The following is a 17,412-nucleotide window of genomic DNA, read 5'->3' as shown; positions in this document are numbered from 1 at the left end:
TCCGTCGCAGTCCGGCCGAACGGTCTTAGAACGTTGTACCGCCGCCAAACCTGAACTCTTGTGTGCGGTCATACGCGCCCTTGGTCAACGGGATCGCGTAGTCGAAGCGCAGCGGACCAAACGGCGACTGCCAGATCAGGCCGACACCGACCGAGGTACGAATCACCTTGCTGTCGTCATACTGCAGACCGAGGCAGGTTCCCGGAGACGGCGGGTTCTGCGTCGGCTTGATACAGCCAGGCGCGTTGACTTCGCCCGTCGCCGCCCATGAGGTCGGCCCCTGGTAGTCGTACAGGCCGCCGGCGTCAGCGTAGACCGCGCCCTTGAGCCCGACTTCCTTCGGCAGGAACCAGAACGGCATCTGCAGTTCCGCCGACAAGCCCCAGTACTTGGTACCGCCGATCGCGTCCTGCGTGCCGTAGGGGTTGATGTCACGCGGACCAATGCCGTTCGGTGCAAAGCCGCGGACCAGGTTCGGGCCCATCTGGAAGTGGTCCAGCATGCGCAGTTCGTCGCTGCCCATCTTGTTCAGGATGCCAGCCTGGCCGTGGATCACGCTGACGATGTCCGAGACCAGCGGCGTGTAGTACTTGGCATCGATCACGGTCTTGATGTAGCTCACGTCGCCGCCGACACCCGCAAAGTCCTGCTTGAAGTCGATCAAGAGGCCATCGTTCGGGTTCTTGTTGTTGTCGAGCGTGTTGTAGTTCAGCGTGTAGCCGAGCGCCGAGGTCAGGGTCTGGCCGCTCGCCAGCTCCTTGCGGACCGGCAGCGAGGCTTCGCCGTCGGAGTAGCACCAGAGGCCGTTGGCCGAGGCGTCGGTCGCGCCGAGCGCATTCGCGGCTGCCGCGCCGTTCGCCGCCACCCAAGCCGGTGACGGATTGAACGCCAGCAGCGAGTTCGACGTGTTCATATTACAATTCGCCAGCGTCGACGGCAGCGTGATTTCCTGCTGATAGATCGAGTAGCGCAGCTGCAGCGAGAGGTCTTCGCGCAGCTGGAAGCCGAGCCGCGGGCTGAAGCCCAGCGTCTTGGTGCCGTACGAAATGTAGCTGTTGGACAGCTGCTGGCGTTGATAGAAGTCGAGACCGAGCGCGACGCGGTAGTCGAGCAGATACGGCTCGACAAAGGACAGCGAATAGCCGCGCGCATACTGGCCGTAGGTCACCGACGCCTTTGCGAACAGGCCTCGCCCAAGCAGGTTGCGCTCGGAGACACTGACCTCGGCGAGCGCGCCGTCGGTGGTCGAATAGCCGCCCGACACCGAGAAGTCGCCTGTCGATTTCTCCTCAAGGTCGACAATCAGGATGACGCGATCGCTGGAAGAACCCGGCTCGGTCGTGATCTTGACGCTCTTGAAGAAGTCGAGGTTTTTCAGCCGGCGCTCGGCGCGGTCCACCAGCGCGCGATTGTAGGCGTCGCCTTCCGAAATATCGAATTCACGGCGGATCACGTAGTCACGGGTACGGGTGTTGCCGCGGACATTGATACGCTCGATGTAGGTACGCGGTCCCTCGTCGATGGCGAAGGTGAGCGACACCGTATGGTCTTCGAAATTGCGGTCACCGCGCGGCCGGACGATCGCGAAGGCGTAGCCGCGACGCGATGCCTCGATCTGCATCTGCTCGACCGACTTTTCGAGAGCCTCGGCGTTGTAGAGCGAGCCAACCCTGACTTGCGAGTACGAACTCAGCGAATTCGGATCGAGGGTTGAGATCGTCGACTGGAAGTTGACGGACGAGACACGGTACTGTTGGCCTTCCTCGATCTTGAAGGTGACCAGGAAGCCCTTCTTCTCGGGGTCGTATTCGGTCAGCGCGGCCACGACCTGGACGTCGGCGTATCCGTTCTTGAGATAAAACCGGCGCAGCAGGTCGCGATCCGCCTCGACGCGGTCCGGATCGTAGACGTCGTTGCCGCCCAGGAAGCTGAGAATGTTCGATTCGCGGGTCTTGATGACGTCGCGCAGGCGCGAGGCCGAATAGGCGCTGTTGCCGACGAATTCGATCGAGCGGACGCCGGTCTTGACGCCTTCATCGACCACGAAGACCAGATCGACGCGGTTGTTCGGCTGCTCGATGATCTGCGGATTGACCCGAACGTCGTAGCGGCCGGAATGGCGATAGATTTCGGCGATGCGCTGGGCATCCGACTGAACCATCGGACGCGAGAACGTGCCGCGCGGCTTGGACTGGACTTCAGCCGTCAGCTGCTCGTCCTTGACCTTCTTGTTGCCCTCGAAGGCAACACGGCCGATCACGGGGTTCTCGACCACGACCACGACGACCCGCCCGCCCCGCTGATCGATGTGAACGTCCTGGAACAGGCCGGTCTCGATCAGCGCTTTCAGGCCGTCGTCGATCTCGACCTGGCTCAGCCGACCACCCGGGCCGGCATGGAAATAGGATCGGATGGTTTCGACCTCGACACGCCGGTTCCCCTCAACCGTGATCGAATCGACGGTCTGAGCGACCGCAGGCGCAGACACAGCAACAGCCGCCAAGGTGGCAGCCACCGGCACGGCGAACATGACCAAGGCGGCGAACAAGCCCCCCCTCACTCGCATTCCAAACATCATGCGCAACGCGCCCTTATCCTTCTAAGCCGGACCGTACCCCTACGGACCCGGCAGATTCCCAACCTGCTGCACAGCTTGTAGCCAACTTTGCCATGGGGGCAAACTTACTACCGCAATGCAATTCCATTTTCATTCCAAGACGTTGCCCATTAGCAACGTCACAAAAAAGCCTACTTCAGGACGCCCCCAAATGCAGGATGTCGTTGTAGGTCGCGAACACCATCAGCATCAACACCAAACCCAGTCCGATTCGGAACCCCATTTCCTGGGCCCGCTCCGATAGAGGACGGCCGCGAGCGGCTTCCACGGCATAGAACAAAAGATGACCGCCATCGAGCAGCGGCACCGGGAACAGGTTCAGCAGGCCGATCGAGATCGAAAGTACCGCAGCCAGGTGAATCAAGGCTGCCACACCGAGGGTCGCGACCTGCCCCGATATCTGGGCGATTCGGAGCGGCCCGCCGACCTGGTCGGCCGCCTCACGGCCGGTGAAGATGCCGCCGATATAGGCGAGCGTCCGGTCGATCACGAACCAGGTTTCCTTGACGCCGAGCCAGAGCGCAGTCGCGGGATCGACCCGCTCGGTGACAGCGTCGCCGGGCGCGGTTGCCCGGGTGATACCCAGGACACCCAGCTTGTGGGCATTGCCGAAGGGATCCTTCACCTCGCGCAGCTCGGGCGTGCCGCTCAGCTGCACGGTGGAATCCCCGCGCTTGACGGTGAAGGTGAGCGTGTCGCCGGCATGGACGCTGACGACCCGCTGCATGTCCGAGAAGCTGCCGATTGTCGTGCCGTCAATCGCAGTCACGACGTCCCCGACCTGGAAACCGGCGGCCGCGGCGGCGCTATTGGCTTCGACCTTGTCGACGCGCGCCGTGGTGCTCGGCTTGCCGAAGAAGGTGAACAGGCAGGTGAAGATCACGATCGCCAGGATGAAATTCGCAAACGGCCCGGCAGCAACGATCGCGGCGCGCTTGCCGACGCTCTTGTGATGGAAGCTGCCTTCGCTCTCCTCCGCCGTCATGGTGGCCAGCGTCTGCGTCGACGGCGTGGACGCCTCGGAGTCGTCGCCGAAGAACTTGACGTAGCCGCCCAACGGAATCGCCGAGATCTTCCAGCGCGTGCCGAGGCGGTCGTTGAAACCTGCGAGTTCCGGTCCGAAACCGAGCGAGAACGTCAGCACCTTTACCCCAGCCCAGCGCGCAACCAGGAAGTGGCCGAGCTCGTGAAAGAACACGACAATCGTCAGGACGAACAGGAAGGGGACGATGTAGCCGAGGAGGCCATGGCTCAACACATTGAAACTATGAAGAAAAAACTCGGACATCAGATTCCCCTCGACAAGAGCCAGAGGCTCCGTCCCCAACCTACTAGGATGCCTTTAAGGCAATTTGAGGCAATAGGGCGGCAGCTTTATTTCGCGCATTATGGTCAACGGTAATCGCTTCATCCGCCGATTGCAGCGGTGCCAGATTCCCGGACCGCATCCAATCGTTGATCGTCGCTTCCACCAGGCGGGCGATCGCGCCGAACCTGATCTTTCCAGCGATGAAGGCGGCAACCGCGACCTCATTGGCGGCGTTGTAGACGGTCGTCGCGCCGTGTCCAATCCGCAGCGCCTCAAAAGCCAGCCGCAGGCCCGGGAAGCGCTCGAAGTCCGGTGCCTCGAAGGTGAGCTGGCCGATCTTGGCGAGATCGAGCTTCGCCGACGGACCGACGATGCGCTCGGGCCAGCCGAGGCAATGCGCGATCGGGATGCGCATGTCGGGCACGCCGAGTTGCGCCATCACCGAGCGGTCGGAGAACTCGACCATGCCGTGGATAATCGATTGCGGATGCACCAGCACGTCGATCTCGTCGGGTGTCAAAGCGAACAGATAGGACGCCTCGATCACTTCAAGGCCCTTGTTCATCATCGACGCGGAATCGATGGTGATCTTCTGCCCCATGCTCCAATTGGGATGCTTCAGCGCCTGCTCCAGTGTCGCCTGCTCGATGTCGGCGGGGGCCCAGGTGCGGAACGGCCCGCCCGAGGCGGTGATGATGACCCGCACCAGCTCGTCGCGATTGCCGGAGGCCAGCGCCTGGAACAACGCGTTGTGCTCGGAGTCCGCCGGCAGGATGCAGGCGCCCGCTTTCGCCGCGCGCTCCATGAAGAAATCGCCGGCGCAAACCAGGCATTCCTTGTTCGCCAGCGCCACCGTGGCGCCGCGATCGACGGCCGCAAGCGCCGGCTTCAGCCCGGCCGCGCCGCTGACCGCCGCCATCACCCAGTCCGCGGGCCGTGCGGCGGCCTCGATGATCGCGCTCTCACCGGCACCGCATTCGATGCGCGTGCCGGCCAGCGCGTCTTTCAGCTCGGACAGGCGTGCAGGATCGGCAACGGCCGCAAACCGCGCACCGAATTCCCTGGCAAGTTTGGCGAGCCCCTCGACATTGCTATTCGCGGTCAGCGCCTCGATGCGATAACGGTCGCGCGCGCCACGCAGCAGATCCATGGTGCTGTCGCCGATCGAGCCGGTGGCACCCAGGACGGTCACGCTGCGCACGACGGTCGCAGCGGCCTTGTTGTTACGCAATGGAACTGCGCTCATCTCATCACCAAACCATAAGACCGCGCCCGACGCCATCGGCGCCGCCGCGAAGAAAGCCGAAAATCGCCGCCACGATGACGGCCGCGACAAATCCGTCCAGGCGGTCCAGGAGCCCGCCATGACCGGGGATGATATGGCTCGAATCCTTCACGCCAAACCGCCGCTTGACCGCGGATTCAAAGAGGTCGCCGAGCTGTGAGACCACCGACAGCAAAGCTCCGAGCAGCAATAACGGGCCGGTGGTACCGATCTCGAAGGCGACAAAGCCGGCCGCAACGAGCAGGCTTGCCACGAAGCCGCCGATCGCGCCGGCCCATGTCTTTTTCGGACTGACGCGCACCCACAGCTTGGGCCCGCCGATACTACGGCCGGCAAAGTAGCCCCCGATATCGGTGACCCAGACGACCAGGAACACGAACATCAGCGCGGCAAAACCCTTGACCGCATCGAGCCGGACCAGCACCGAGCCGATCTCGGCAGCCGCAGCGTACAGAAATCCTGCCGTTGCCCAGTTGCGCCGTTCGCCGGAGATCAGCACCAGCGCGACCGCTCCGACGGCGAGAACGAGCAGTGCGGCATCAATCTGGCCGGCTATCAGGCAGAGACCGGCTAGCAGGAGCGCCGCGATGCCGGGAGCCAGAACGCGTGTTTCACGCCCAAGACCCGTGATCATCAGCCATTCCGCGAACAGGCCGATCGCCGCCAGCGTCACCAGCACAGTCCAGGCGACGCCGCCGAGATAGGCCAGCGCGATCGCGATCGGTGCCAGCACCAAGGCTGCCACCACACGCATCGCGAGATTGCGCGACCCCTGCTCGCTTGCTGCCTCAGGCGCGGCTTTCGCTGCCGCCGGTGCGGCTTCGTCCCCGGTCACGAGCCGGTTTTCGCGGCGAGGCCGCCAAAACGGCGCTCGCGCCGGCCATATTCAGCAATCGCGCCTTCCAGCGCCGCCTTGTCGAAGTCGGGCCAATGGATCGGCACGAACACGAGTTCGCTATAGGCGGCCTGCCACATCAGGAAATTCGACAGGCGCTGCTCGCCGCTGGTCCGGATGATCAGATCGGGATCGGGAATGTCGGGCGCATCGAGATACTGCCCGAGCGTGTCGGCATCGATCGAGTTGGCGTCGCGCTTGCCCTCGGCGACCTCGCGCGCAAGGCGCCGCGCCGCAGAGGCGATCTCCGCCCGCGAGCCGTAGTTGAAGGCAACGACGAGGTTGAGCCTGGTGTTGTCTTTCGTCAGCTCCTCGGCCTCATTGAGCAGCGCGCAGATATCGGCCTCGAGGCCCTCACGTTCGCCGATCACACGCACCCTCACCCCGTCGCGGTGCAGCGTCGCCAGATCGTTGCGGATGAAGCGGCGCAACAGGCCGAACAGATCCCCGATCTCGGTGGCAGGCCGCGACCAGTTCTCCGAGCTGAACGAGAAGATCGTCAAATAGAGCACACCGAGCTCGTTGGCCGCGCGCACGACACGGCGCAGCGCCTCGACGCCGCGGCGATGCCCTTCGGCACGCGGCAGGCCGCGTGCTGCAGCCCAGCGCCCGTTGCCGTCCATGATGATAGCCACATGCAACGGACTGCCGGGGCGATCATCCGGTCCATCGGTTGCAGGGGCGGCGGCTTTCGACATCGGGCTCTTTTCCGTGGCGTTTTCAGGCGGCGCGAACACCGGTTCGCGCGACGAAAACGTGCAAACCAACGAACGCGTCAGACCGTCAGGATTTCCTTTTCCTTGGCGCCAAGCAACTGGTCGATTTCGGTGATCACCCCGTCGGTCGCCTTCTGCACCTCGTTGGACAGACGCTCCTGGTCGTCCTCCGAGATCTCGTGATTCTTCTCGAGCTTCTTGATGATATCGAGCCCGTCGCGGCGCACATGGCGCACTGCGACCTTCGCTGCTTCGGCGTATTTGTGCGCGACCTTGACGAGCTCCTTGCGGCGCTCCTCGTTGAGTTCAGGAATGCGCAGGCGAAGCACCTGCCCTTCGGTCGCCGGCGACAGGCCGAGATTGGAATCGACGATCGCCTTTTCCACGGCCTTCACCATCGACTTGTCCCAGACCTGCACCGAGAGCAAACGCGGCTCGGGCACGCTGATGGTCGCGACCTGATTGAGCGGCATATGCGATCCGTAGGCCTCGACCTGGACCGGCTCCAGCATGGAGGCCGCGGCGCGCCCGGTGCGCAGACCGCCGAGTTCGTGCTTGAGCGCCTGCGTGGCCCCCTGCATGCGGCGCTTTACTTCATTGATGTCAAAACCAGGTGCGGCCATGACGCTCTCCCTTCTCAAGAAAACCGGTTGCCGACGCCCGCAGGCGCAACGTCAGCCGGCGACGACCGTGCCGTGTCCGGTACCGCGCAGAATGGCTCCGATCGAACCGGGCTCCGCGATCGAGAACACGATGATAGGCAGCGACGTCTCGCGGGCAAGCGCGAAAGCAGTCGCGTCCATGACCTTGTAGCCGCCCTCGATTGCCTGCGAATGGGTCAGGCGGTCGAAGCGCTTGGCTTTGGGGTCCTTCTTCGGATCGGCGCTGTAGACGCCGTCAACATTGGTGGCCTTCAGCACCGCCTGTGCGCCGATTTCGGCCGCGCGCAGCACGGCGGTCGTATCGGTCGTGAAGAACGGATTGCCGGTTCCACCGCCGAGCAGGACGATCCGTCCCTCGGCGAGATATTTGTGCGTTGCACTGCGCGTGAACAGCTCGGAAATCTCCGGCATCACGAACGCCGACAGCGTTCGCGCCGGGGTCCCCTTGCGCTCGATGGCCGATTCCAGCGCGAGGCAATTCATCATGGTGGCGAGCATGCCCATGGTGTCGCCGGTCGGCCGGGACACCCCGCGGGAGGACACCTCGACGCCGCGGACGATGTTGCCGCCGCCGATCACGACCGCCACCTCGACGCCGAGCTGGCGCGCTGCGATCAGGTCGTCGGCAACGCGATCAAGGGTGGGCTGGTCGATTCCGAAGCCATGGCTGCCGGCCAGATATTCGCCGGACAGCTTGATCACGACGCGACGATAGACTGGCTCAGCCATGATGCGATCGCTTCCTTGTCCCGCGCAGGCAAGCTTCCGGACTACGTACCGGAAGCCCGTCGTCAGCGGTTACTTCTTGCCGCTGGCGGCTGCGACCTCGGCAGCGAAATCGCTTTCCTGCTTCTCGATTCCCTCGCCGAGAGCATAGCTCACAAAACCCGCGATCTTGATCGGGCCGCCGACCTTACCCTCAGCTTCCTTTACCGCCTGGGCAACGGACTTGCCGCTGTCGTGGATAAAGGCCTGATCGAGCAGGCAAACTTCCTTGTAATAGGTCTTCAGGCCGGAATCGACGATCTTCTCGATGACGTTTTCCGGCTTGCCGGCCTGGCGGTACTTGTCGGCCAGCACATCCTTCTCGCGCTTGACGGCCTCCGGATCGAGCCCCGTCGGATCGAGCGCCAGCGGCTTGGCCGCAGCAACATGCATGGCGAGCTGACGGCCGAGGAGCGCGAGTTCATCGGCCTTGCCGGCCGATTCCAATGCGACGATCACGCCGATCTTGCCGGCGCCCTCGACGACCGCGTTATGAACGTAGCTCGACACCACGCCCTTGCTCACTTCGAGCGAAGCGGCGCGGCGCAGCGTCATGTTCTCGCCGATGGTCGCGATCGCGTCCGAGATCGCCCTCTCCACGGTGACTTCGCCGATCTTGGCGGCCTTGATGGTCTCGACATCAGCGCCGTGATGCAGCGCGACCTGGGCGATCATCTTGACCAGGCCCTGGAACTGCTCGTTGCGCGCAACGAAGTCGGTTTCTGAATTCACTTCGACCAGCACACCCTTGGTGCCTGATGTCAGCGCACCAATCAGGCCCTCAGCCGCGACTCGACCAGCCTTCTTGGCAGCCTTGGTGATGCCCTTCTTGCGCAGCCAATCCTGTGCGGCCTGCATGTCGCCGTCGGTCTCGGTCAGGGCCGCCTTGCAATCCATCATGCCCGCGCCGGTCGACTCGCGGAGTTCCTTGACCATAGCAGCTGTGATCGTTGCCATCGTTCAATGTCCTTCTTGCCTGTAGAGAAACCGCGGCGCCCGATGGCGCCGCCGTCAGCGACAGGAAAATCGTTGTTCATGGAATGGAAGCGGCGGCCGGGACAGGCCCGGCCACGCCGCGTAACCCTTATTCCGCTTCGGCGAGCGTCTTGGCCTGGGCGACCCAGGCATCGGCGCGGCTCGGCAGACCGACTTCTTCGCCGATCTTGTGCGCGGTGTCATGGTTGAGCTCAGCGAGCTGCCAGAAGTGGAAGATGCCGAGATCGTTGAGCTTCTTCTCGACCGCACCGGACACGCCGGTGAGCTTCTTGAGGTCGTCGGCAGTGCCGCGCGGACCGGCCAGTCCCTGGAAGCCTGCTGGCGCTGCCGCCGGAAGCTCTTCCTGTCGGGGCGCAGCCGACGCACCGATGTCGATCCCGGAATCACCCTGTGCACGCGAGATGCCGTCGATCGCGGCGCGCGCCACGAGGTCGCAATACAGCGAGATCGCGCGGCCGGCGTCGTCATTGCCCGGCACCACAAAGGTGATGCCCTTGGGGTCCGAATTGGTGTCGACGATCGCGGCAACCGGGATGTTCAGTCGCTGCGCTTCCTGGATCGCGATGTCTTCCTTGTTGGTGTCGATCACGAAGATCATGTCGGGCAGACCGCCCATGTCCTTGATGCCGCCGAGCGAACGGTCGAGCTTGTCGCGCTCGCGCTGCAGCGTCAGCCGCTCCTTCTTGGTGTAGGAGTTGGCATCGCCGGACGACAGCACGTCATCGAGGTGACGCAGCCGCTTGATCGAGCCGGAAATCGTCTTCCAGTTGGTCAGCGTGCCGCCGAGCCAGCGCGAATTGACGAAGTACTGCGCCGAACGCTTGGCAGCCTCCGCGACGCCGTCCTGCGCCGAACGCTTGGTGCCGACGAACAGGATACGGCCGCCCTTGGCGACGGTATCGCTGACCGCCTGAAGCGCGCGATGCATCATCGGCACGGTCTGCGCGAGGTCGATGATGTGAATGTTGTTGCGGGCACCGAAAATGTAATCCGCCATTTTCGGATTCCAGCGGTGCGATTGGTGGCCAAAGTGAACGCCAGCTTCCAGAAGCTGACGCATATTGAATTCGGGTAGCGCCATAGTTCTAATTCTCCGGTTGGTTCCTCCGGAAACGTGTGAGCATACGAGCCTGTTGGCCCGGTTGCCACCGGACGGCCTTTGAGAGCCATGTTTCCGTGTGAGATGGCGCGGTGTATAGCGCGATTTGCGCCAGAAGCAAGGAAATATGGCCGGTTCTGACGACTAAATGGCCGTCAAATGGGTCGTTTCGGGCCAAAATCGGTGGATTTGGCTTCCCTTACCGCCCTCCCGCCTCGGCAGGCTTGGCGCCCTTCCGGTCGGCATCGATCTTGTCCTTGAGGTCGCCGACAGCGCGGAAAAAAACGGCCTCCTCCCGCACCGGTACCGCACGGAACGATGGCGGCAGCAGCACATGCACCGTGCCTTGCCGGCCGACGATCGAGAAGGCCTCGGAGCGCTGCAGCGTCTGCGCCGCAATGGCGGTCGCCAGCACCGTCGCCACGATCACGCCCTTCAGCCACAGTCGCGTATGGCCGATCTGGCGCAGGTGCAGGAAGCAAATGACCGCGACGATGGTCCACGCCGCCGCGTATTGATAGGTGGTGGCCGAAGGCGCGGTGAATGAGAATGCCAGAACGCGGGCGATCTCATTATAAGCGGCCAGCACCAGCGTGCCGCCGAGCGCGATCAAAAGATTGCGCATGAAGTGCGAGCGCCCGGAAAACACGCGCGACAACAGCGCCCACAGCCCCGCCCACAAAATGACGACAACGATGATCCAGAGCAGCGGTGTCAGATAGTCCGACGCGCGAACCTCCGCGGTCTGGGCAAGCCAGACCGTCAGCGCGTACAGGCCGAGCACGGCGATGCCGAGGGCTGCGACCAGGACGCCCGGGACCAGCCGTGCTTCAGGTGGCGCAATCCGTTCCGGCGCGACCGCGTGATCGGCACTGCGCACGCGCAACAGCGTCTGTCCAATACGAATTGGATGTTCGCCGTCAACCACGACGCGCGTTGACCGCTTGTCGCTGCTGTCGAGGAATATCCCGTTGACGCTGCCGATGTCCTCGGCAATCAGCTGCCCCGCATCGTCGCGAAATATCCGCAGATGATTGGGTGCGACATAGGGGTCATCGATAATGACGTCGTTGTCGTAGCCGCGACCGATACGCGCCTCGCTGGCTGTGACACGAACGCGCGTGGCGAGCTCACGGTGGCGCGACAGGACCTCGATCCAGATCATCGCGTCACCTGCACCGCTTCGAGAAAGCGCTCGCCGAGCGCCATCGCATCATCATAGCCGATCGCCTGCAGGTTCAGGCGCGACACCAGGGCCTCACTGCCGTCATCCTGCGTCACCGCGACCAGCGCCACGTCGTAGAGCCCGTCGAATTCGCGATAGGCGCGCGCGCACCACGTCGCGCGCAGCGGTGGGCGATCGGACGCAGCCGCAGTCGCGACGAAATCCTCATGGCAGTGCTCCGGCGTGTACCATTTCCGGTACGGCCCGCCGCCGACCACGCGCCCCTGGCTGAGCTGGGTCAGCAATGTCGCGAGCTGGAATTGATTGAGGTCGATGGTCTTCACGAAGGAATGGCTGATCTGGACGTTGCCGATGTTGAGGTCGGAGGCGACGAACAGTCCGGCCTCGCTCGTGCACGTCGTCGTGTTGATGCTTGCGCGTGGCTTCGGCGTGGCGTCGGCGTTGGTGCGCGCCCAGCAGTTCAGCCACGACACGGTCGATTCGGGCGTGCGGTACGGACCGAGCGCGACACTGCGAAAGCCCTGATCAAGAAAGGATTTGTAGAGCTCGGCTTGCGAGGCGGCGAGTTGCCGGCCGATCTCCGCGCGCAGGTCGGGCGCCGGACCGCGATTGCGGACGCGCGTCAGCAGCGCATCGGCAAACCGCGCCGGGACCAGGAAGCTCACAAGCTGACCGCCATTGCGCGTCGCGACGTTGATGCCGACCACGCGTCCCTCCGCCGTCACGGTCGGTCCGCCGCTCATGCCCGGATTGAGCGCGCCGGAGAAATGGACACGGTCAGTGTAGCTGTGGTCGACGAGGCCGTTGTACGTGCCCTCGGCGATCGTGAAGCCGAGATCGAGGGGATCGCCCATCGAATAGAGACGCTCGCCCTTGGGCATTGCGCCATCCATCGCTGCGCGGTCGAATTCGAAAAACGGCGCATCCTTCTTGTCGAGCCGCACGACCGCGAGATCGTTGGGCACGTCGACGTCGAGCAGGCTGACCTCACCGCGCGAGCCATCGGCCCCGATATATTCAAGCCGATAGGTCTTGGGCTCCAGCGCGACCTGCGACACCACATGGTAGTTGGTGATCGCCAGCCCGTCTGACGACACCAGGAAGCCGGAGCCGATCGAGGTCTGCCGTCCTGCGTCGGCGACCAGCGTGCGAATTTGCAGGAGCCGCGGCGGCGCGCTCGCGTAGATCCCCTCGGCGGTCGCGGATTGCGCGGGCCCGGCCCATGCCGCGGCGAAACCGCAGACGACGATCGCAACCAGGAATTCCGTCGCGCGCAACCGCGCGCCACTTGCAAGCCTCAACAACCGTCCTGCTCCTGATGGTCCCTCGTCGCCATCGTGGCGATCGCTGCAGTCGTCTATTGCGCCAATTGCAGTTCGGCAAGCGTCGTGCGCGCGGTCGGTTCGTCAAGTGCAAAGAAATCAGCCGGCCCCGGATTGGCGGCATTTGCAGTGACGGCCGATGCGATGACGCCACCGACCAGGCCCCCCATCATCGTCACGCCGCTGACCGATGCGTACCGCTCGCTCGCGCGCACCAGAAAGAAATAGGTGCGGCCCGGCTCAGTGGAGAAGTTGTACGTGGTATCGCCCGGAAAGAGCGTTTCGCTCGCGATGAACTGGTGACGACCGGCGGGCCGATCGGCAAAAACGTAGGTCCCGATCGCCACCTTGCCGATGGGCTCGCCGTCGAGCTTCACGTCGCAGCCGCAAAACGCGCTCAATCCCTTGCGCTTTTCCTGTAGCACGACGATGCGCGACTGCCCGGGCTTTGGTGGCCCGACCTTTTGTGAGATCGCAGCGTAGTCGGTACCAACCCCGTCGCTGACACAGCCCGACATCAACAACACAGCGGCCAACAGGACCGCGCAACGCCCAAACATATCGCCCCCAAGCACTTGCCCAGGATCGAGCATAATCGGGGACACGGTGCGGTTGCAATAGCGCTTGAGGCAAGGCTACGCGTCTCGCAAAGTCACACCGGTGACGACCGCGCCTACAGCGTCTGGACGTCGACGACACCGGCCACGGCCTTGATCGCGCCGGCGATCTGCGGCGAGACCTTGTAGCGGCCGGGCAGCTTCATCTCGACCTCGGTCTGGAGGTCGAGCATGATCACCAGCGAGACGTCGCCGTCGGTACTGCCTGCCGGTACCGCTGCCGGCGCCTGCTTTGCCGCAGGTACCCTTCCGGCGCCGCCTGCGGCAGGCGCGGCTTCCGGCATGTTGAGCCGGCGGGCGATCGAGTCGAGCGGTTTGGTGTCGCGCACGAAGATGCGCAGGCCTTTCTGAGTCTTGGCCGCGGCCTGATCGAGCGGCTCGGCGTGCAGCACCCTCGCCCGCACGTCCTCGCCCTGCAGCTCGGCGCCGAGTTGCAGCAGCACGGCGGTGCCCGGCTCGAGCACGTCGCGGTATTGCGCCAGCCCTTCGGAGAACAGCACCGCTTCGAAATGGCCGGTCGGGTCCGACAGACCCATGATGCCCATCTTGTTGCCGGTCTTGGTCCGTCGCTCCATCCGCGACACAACGGTCGCGGCCACCTTGCCCGCGGTCGCACCGTTCCTCACAGCACGGGAAAATTCGGCCCAGGATTGCACGCGCAGCCGCTTCAGCGCGGTCGCATAATCGTCGAGCGGATGGCCCGACAGGAAGAAGCCGATCGCGTCATATTCGCGGCGCAGCCGGTCCGCGGGCAGCCACGGTTCGATCTGCGGCAGGATGATGCTCGGCGCATCCGCCGCGCTGCCGAACATGTCGTTCTGCCCTGATGTCGCGGCCTCGTGGCTGCGCTGGCAGGCGGCGAGCACTGCATCCGCACCGGCGAACACCCGTGCACGGTTCAGCTCCAGCGTGTCGAAGGCACCCGCGGCCGCCAGGCTCTCGATGATGCGCTTGTTGACGGCGCGCGGGCTCACCCGCGCGGCGAAATCGGCGAGCGACGTGAAGGCGCCCTTCTTGCGCTCCTCCACGATCTGCTCGACCGCCTGGATGCCGACGCCCTTCAACGCGGCGAGCGCATAGTAGATCGTGTTGTCGCCGACCTCGAAGGTCGGGCCGGAACGGTTGACATTGGGCGCCTCGACCTTGATGCCGAGCCGCTGCGCCTCGGCGCGAAATTCCGAGAGCTTATCGGTGTTGTTGAGTTCGAGCGTCATCGACGCCGCCAGGAACTCGACCGGATAATGCGCCTTCATGTAGGCGGTGTGGAACGACACCAGCGCGTAGGCGGCCGCGTGGCTCTTGTTGAAGCCGTAGTCGGCGAACTTCGCCAGCAGCTCGAAGATCGTCTCCGCCTGCCCCTTTGGAACGTTGTTCTTGACCGCACCGGCGACGAAGACCGCGCGCTGCTTCTCCATCTCGGCGCGGATCTTCTTGCCCATCGCGCGGCGCAGCAGGTCGGCGTCGCCGAGCGAATAGCCCGCCATCACCTGTGCGATCTGCATCACCTGTTCCTGGTAGATGATGACGCCGAACGTCTCCTTCAGGATCGGCTCCAGGATCGGATGCAGATATTCCGGCTCCTCGTCGCCATGCTTGCGCGCACAATAGGTCGGGATGTTCGCCATCGGACCGGGGCGATACAGCGCCACCAGCGCGATGATGTCTTCGAAGCGGTCCGGCCGCATGTCGATCAGCGCGCGGCGCATGCCCTGGCTTTCCACCTGGAACACGCCGACCACATCGCCCCGCGCCAGCATCTGGTAACTCGACGCGTCCTCGATCGGCAGCGTTGCCAGATCGACATGGATGTTGCGCGGCTTGAGCAGCTTTACCGCGACATCGAGCACGGTGAGCGTCTTCAGGCCGAGGAAGTCGAATTTGACGAGGCCGGCCGGCTCGACCCATTTCATGTTGAACTGGGTGACCGGCATATCCGATTTCGGATCGCGATAGAGCGGCACCAGCTCGCTGAGCGGCCGGTCGCCGATCACGATGCCCGCGGCGTGGGTCGAGGCGTGGCGGGTCAGGCCCTCGAGCCGCTGCGCGATGTCGAAGGCGCGCGCCACCACCGGATCCTCGTCGCGGAACGCCTGCAGCTTCGGCTCGCCTTCGATCGCCTGCGCCAGCGTCACCGGCGCGGCAGGATTCTGCGGCACCAGTTTCGTCAGCTTGTCGACCTGGCCGTAGGGCATCTGCAGCACGCGCCCGACGTCACGCAGCACGCCGCGCGCCTGCAGCGTACCGAAGGTGATGATCTGCGCCACCTGATCGCGGCCGTAGCGCTGCTGCACATACTGGATCACCTCGCCGCGGCGATCCTGGCAGAAGTCGATGTCGAAGTCCGGCATCGACACGCGTTCCGGATTGAGGAAGCGCTCGAACAGCAGGCCGAACTTGATGGGATCGAGGTCGGTGATGGTGAGCGCCCACGCGACCAGCGAGCCCGCGCCGGAGCCGCGGCCCGGTCCGACCGGAATGCCCTGCCCCTTGGCCCATTTGATGAAGTCGGCGACGATCAGGAAGTAGCCCGCATATTTCATGCGGGTGATGACGTCGAGCTCGAAAGCAAGCCGACTGCTGTAGTCCTCGTCCGTCGTTCCCTGCGAGAGACCGTGCACAAGCAGCCGGTTCGCCAGTCCCTCCTCCGCCTGACGCTTCATCTCGGCGGCCTCATCGGCGGCGGCATCGGAACTCGATGCGGCCCCGACGGTGAAGAACGGCAGGATCGGCTTGCGCGTCTTCGGCCGGAACGAGCAGCGCTCGGCGATCTCCACCGTCGAGGCCAGCGCTTCCGGAATGTCGGCGAACAGCACCGCCATTTCGGCGCGGGACTTGAAGCGGTGATCGGGCGTCAATTGCACGCGATTGGTCTCGGCGATCAGATGGCCGCCGGCGATGCACAACAGCGCGTCATGCGATTCGTAATCGTCGTTGGTCGCGAAATACGGCTCGTTGGTCGCAACCAGCGGCAGGCCCTTCGCATAGGCCAGATCGATCAGGCCGCTTTCAGTGCGACGCTCCCGATCCACGCCATGGCGTTGCAATTCGACATAGAGCCGATCGCCGAACAGGCTCGCAAGCTGGTCGCAACGCGTCGCCGCCAGCGCGGCCTGATCGGCGCCGAGCGCCAGCGCGATCGGCCCGTCGGGCCCGCCGGTCAGGGCGATCAGGTCCTCGGCCTCGTCGGTCAACCAATCAAGCTTGATGTGCGGGGTCTGGTTGATGGGCGTCTCGAGGAACGCCCGCGAGTTCAGCTTCATCAGGCTGCGGTAGCCGCGCTCGCGCGCCGCCAGCAGGACAATTCGTGCAGGGCCCGCCGCGAGCACGCTGCGCACGTTCGGATCGACGTCGCCGAAGTCCACCGCGAGTTCGCAGCCGACGATCGGCTGGATGCCGTAGCCCGCCATCTTGTCGGAGAATTCCAGCGCCCCGAACATGTTGTCGGTGTCGGTGAGCGCCAGCGCCGGCTGGCGGTCGGCCTTCGCAAGTTCGCCGAGCTTGGCGATCTTGATCGAGCCCTTCAGCAGCGAATAGGCCGAATGGACGTGAAGATGAACGAATCCGGCATTCGACATGGCTGCTCGAAGGATTTCTGCGTCAGGGATGGAGCGAGCGCCAACCCCGAAAGCAGCAACGCCTCAGGCCCGACTCGCCCAGCCATCGTGAGGCTTGGCCCCTGCGGAGTCCACGCGGAACGCCGCGTGGCGGACCACCCTCCCAGTTTTCCCCAGGGGTACGCTAGACCCCTGTTCCTGCTGACACATTGCTAGAACTGGGTGAACAGCTGGGCCCACACCGCGATCATCCCGATGAACAGCGTGATCGATGCCAGCGCCGCCGCTTCTTCCACGAACATCCTCAACATGGCCGCCTCCCTGAAATAGAACGTATGCAGAACAATGTTCCTTTTTTGTTCTTGGAGTCAAGCGCAGGTCGTGAGAAG

At 64.1% G+C, this 17,412-nt stretch carries 13 protein-coding genes; all 13 read right to left on the bottom strand.

What is annotated here, in order from left to right; all coding sequences use genetic code 11:
* Nucleotides 1–25: 25 nt before the first annotated feature.
* Nucleotides 26–2,578: an outer membrane protein assembly factor BamA gene (bamA, locus tag UP10_RS17710; RefSeq protein WP_044588598.1), complete on the bottom strand. Its 2,553-nt coding sequence runs from the start codon at nucleotides 2,576–2,578 to the stop codon at nucleotides 26–28.
* A 175-nt stretch (nucleotides 2,579–2,753) separates the two neighbouring features.
* Nucleotides 2,754–3,905: an RIP metalloprotease RseP gene (gene rseP / locus UP10_RS17705; protein WP_044588597.1), complete on the bottom strand. Its 1,152-nt coding sequence runs from the start codon at nucleotides 3,903–3,905 to the stop codon at nucleotides 2,754–2,756.
* 43 nt (nucleotides 3,906–3,948) lie between these two features.
* Nucleotides 3,949–5,172 carry a 1-deoxy-D-xylulose-5-phosphate reductoisomerase gene (gene dxr, locus UP10_RS17700; protein WP_044588754.1) on the bottom strand — a complete coding sequence of 408 codons (1,224 nt, stop codon included), beginning with the start codon at nucleotides 5,170–5,172 and terminating at the stop codon, nucleotides 3,949–3,951.
* Between the two features lie 4 nt (nucleotides 5,173–5,176).
* Entirely contained in the window at nucleotides 5,177–6,046 is an 870-nt protein-coding gene (locus UP10_RS17695; protein ID WP_502692207.1) for a phosphatidate cytidylyltransferase, read from the bottom strand.
* Nucleotides 6,043–6,804, bottom strand: a complete 762-nt coding sequence (locus UP10_RS17690) for an isoprenyl transferase (RefSeq protein WP_044588752.1) — start codon at nucleotides 6,802–6,804, stop codon at nucleotides 6,043–6,045. The genes UP10_RS17695 and UP10_RS17690 overlap by 4 nt, the downstream gene beginning before the upstream one ends.
* A gap of 77 nt (nucleotides 6,805–6,881) precedes the next feature.
* Nucleotides 6,882–7,445 (bottom strand): ribosome recycling factor, encoded by a 564-nt coding sequence (frr, locus tag UP10_RS17685; RefSeq protein ID WP_044542367.1) that lies wholly within the window; start codon nucleotides 7,443–7,445, stop codon nucleotides 6,882–6,884.
* 51 nt (nucleotides 7,446–7,496) lie between these two features.
* On the bottom strand, nucleotides 7,497–8,213 hold the full coding sequence (pyrH, locus tag UP10_RS17680; protein ID WP_044542368.1) for a UMP kinase: 717 nt from the start codon (nucleotides 8,211–8,213) through the stop codon (nucleotides 7,497–7,499).
* 69 nt (nucleotides 8,214–8,282) lie between these two features.
* Nucleotides 8,283–9,206 (bottom strand): translation elongation factor Ts, encoded by a 924-nt coding sequence (gene tsf / locus UP10_RS17675; RefSeq protein ID WP_044542369.1) that lies wholly within the window; start codon nucleotides 9,204–9,206, stop codon nucleotides 8,283–8,285.
* A 127-nt stretch (nucleotides 9,207–9,333) separates the two neighbouring features.
* Nucleotides 9,334–10,326 (bottom strand): 30S ribosomal protein S2, encoded by a 993-nt coding sequence (locus UP10_RS17670; protein WP_044588596.1) that lies wholly within the window; start codon nucleotides 10,324–10,326, stop codon nucleotides 9,334–9,336.
* A 217-nt stretch (nucleotides 10,327–10,543) separates the two neighbouring features.
* Complete coding sequence (locus UP10_RS17665) at nucleotides 10,544–11,509, bottom strand: FHA domain-containing protein (RefSeq protein ID WP_044588595.1); 966 nt, start codon at nucleotides 11,507–11,509, stop codon at nucleotides 10,544–10,546.
* On the bottom strand, nucleotides 11,506–12,831 hold the full coding sequence (locus UP10_RS17660) for a S1 family peptidase (RefSeq protein ID WP_050043734.1): 1,326 nt from the start codon (nucleotides 12,829–12,831) through the stop codon (nucleotides 11,506–11,508). The genes UP10_RS17665 and UP10_RS17660 overlap by 4 nt, the downstream gene beginning before the upstream one ends.
* 56 nt (nucleotides 12,832–12,887) lie before the next feature.
* Nucleotides 12,888–13,379: a DUF2846 domain-containing protein gene (locus UP10_RS17655; protein ID WP_245321781.1), complete on the bottom strand. Its 492-nt coding sequence runs from the start codon at nucleotides 13,377–13,379 to the stop codon at nucleotides 12,888–12,890.
* A gap of 146 nt (nucleotides 13,380–13,525) precedes the next feature.
* Entirely contained in the window at nucleotides 13,526–17,044 is a 3,519-nt protein-coding gene (gene dnaE, locus UP10_RS17650; RefSeq protein ID WP_044588593.1) for a DNA polymerase III subunit alpha, read from the bottom strand.
* Between the last annotated feature and the right edge of the window lie 368 nt (nucleotides 17,045–17,412).

This window comes from Bradyrhizobium sp. LTSPM299 (assembly GCF_000938235.1).
Lineage (GTDB): Bacteria > Pseudomonadota > Alphaproteobacteria > Rhizobiales > Xanthobacteraceae > Bradyrhizobium.
This window is presented reverse-complemented; position numbering and strand designations above follow the sequence as displayed.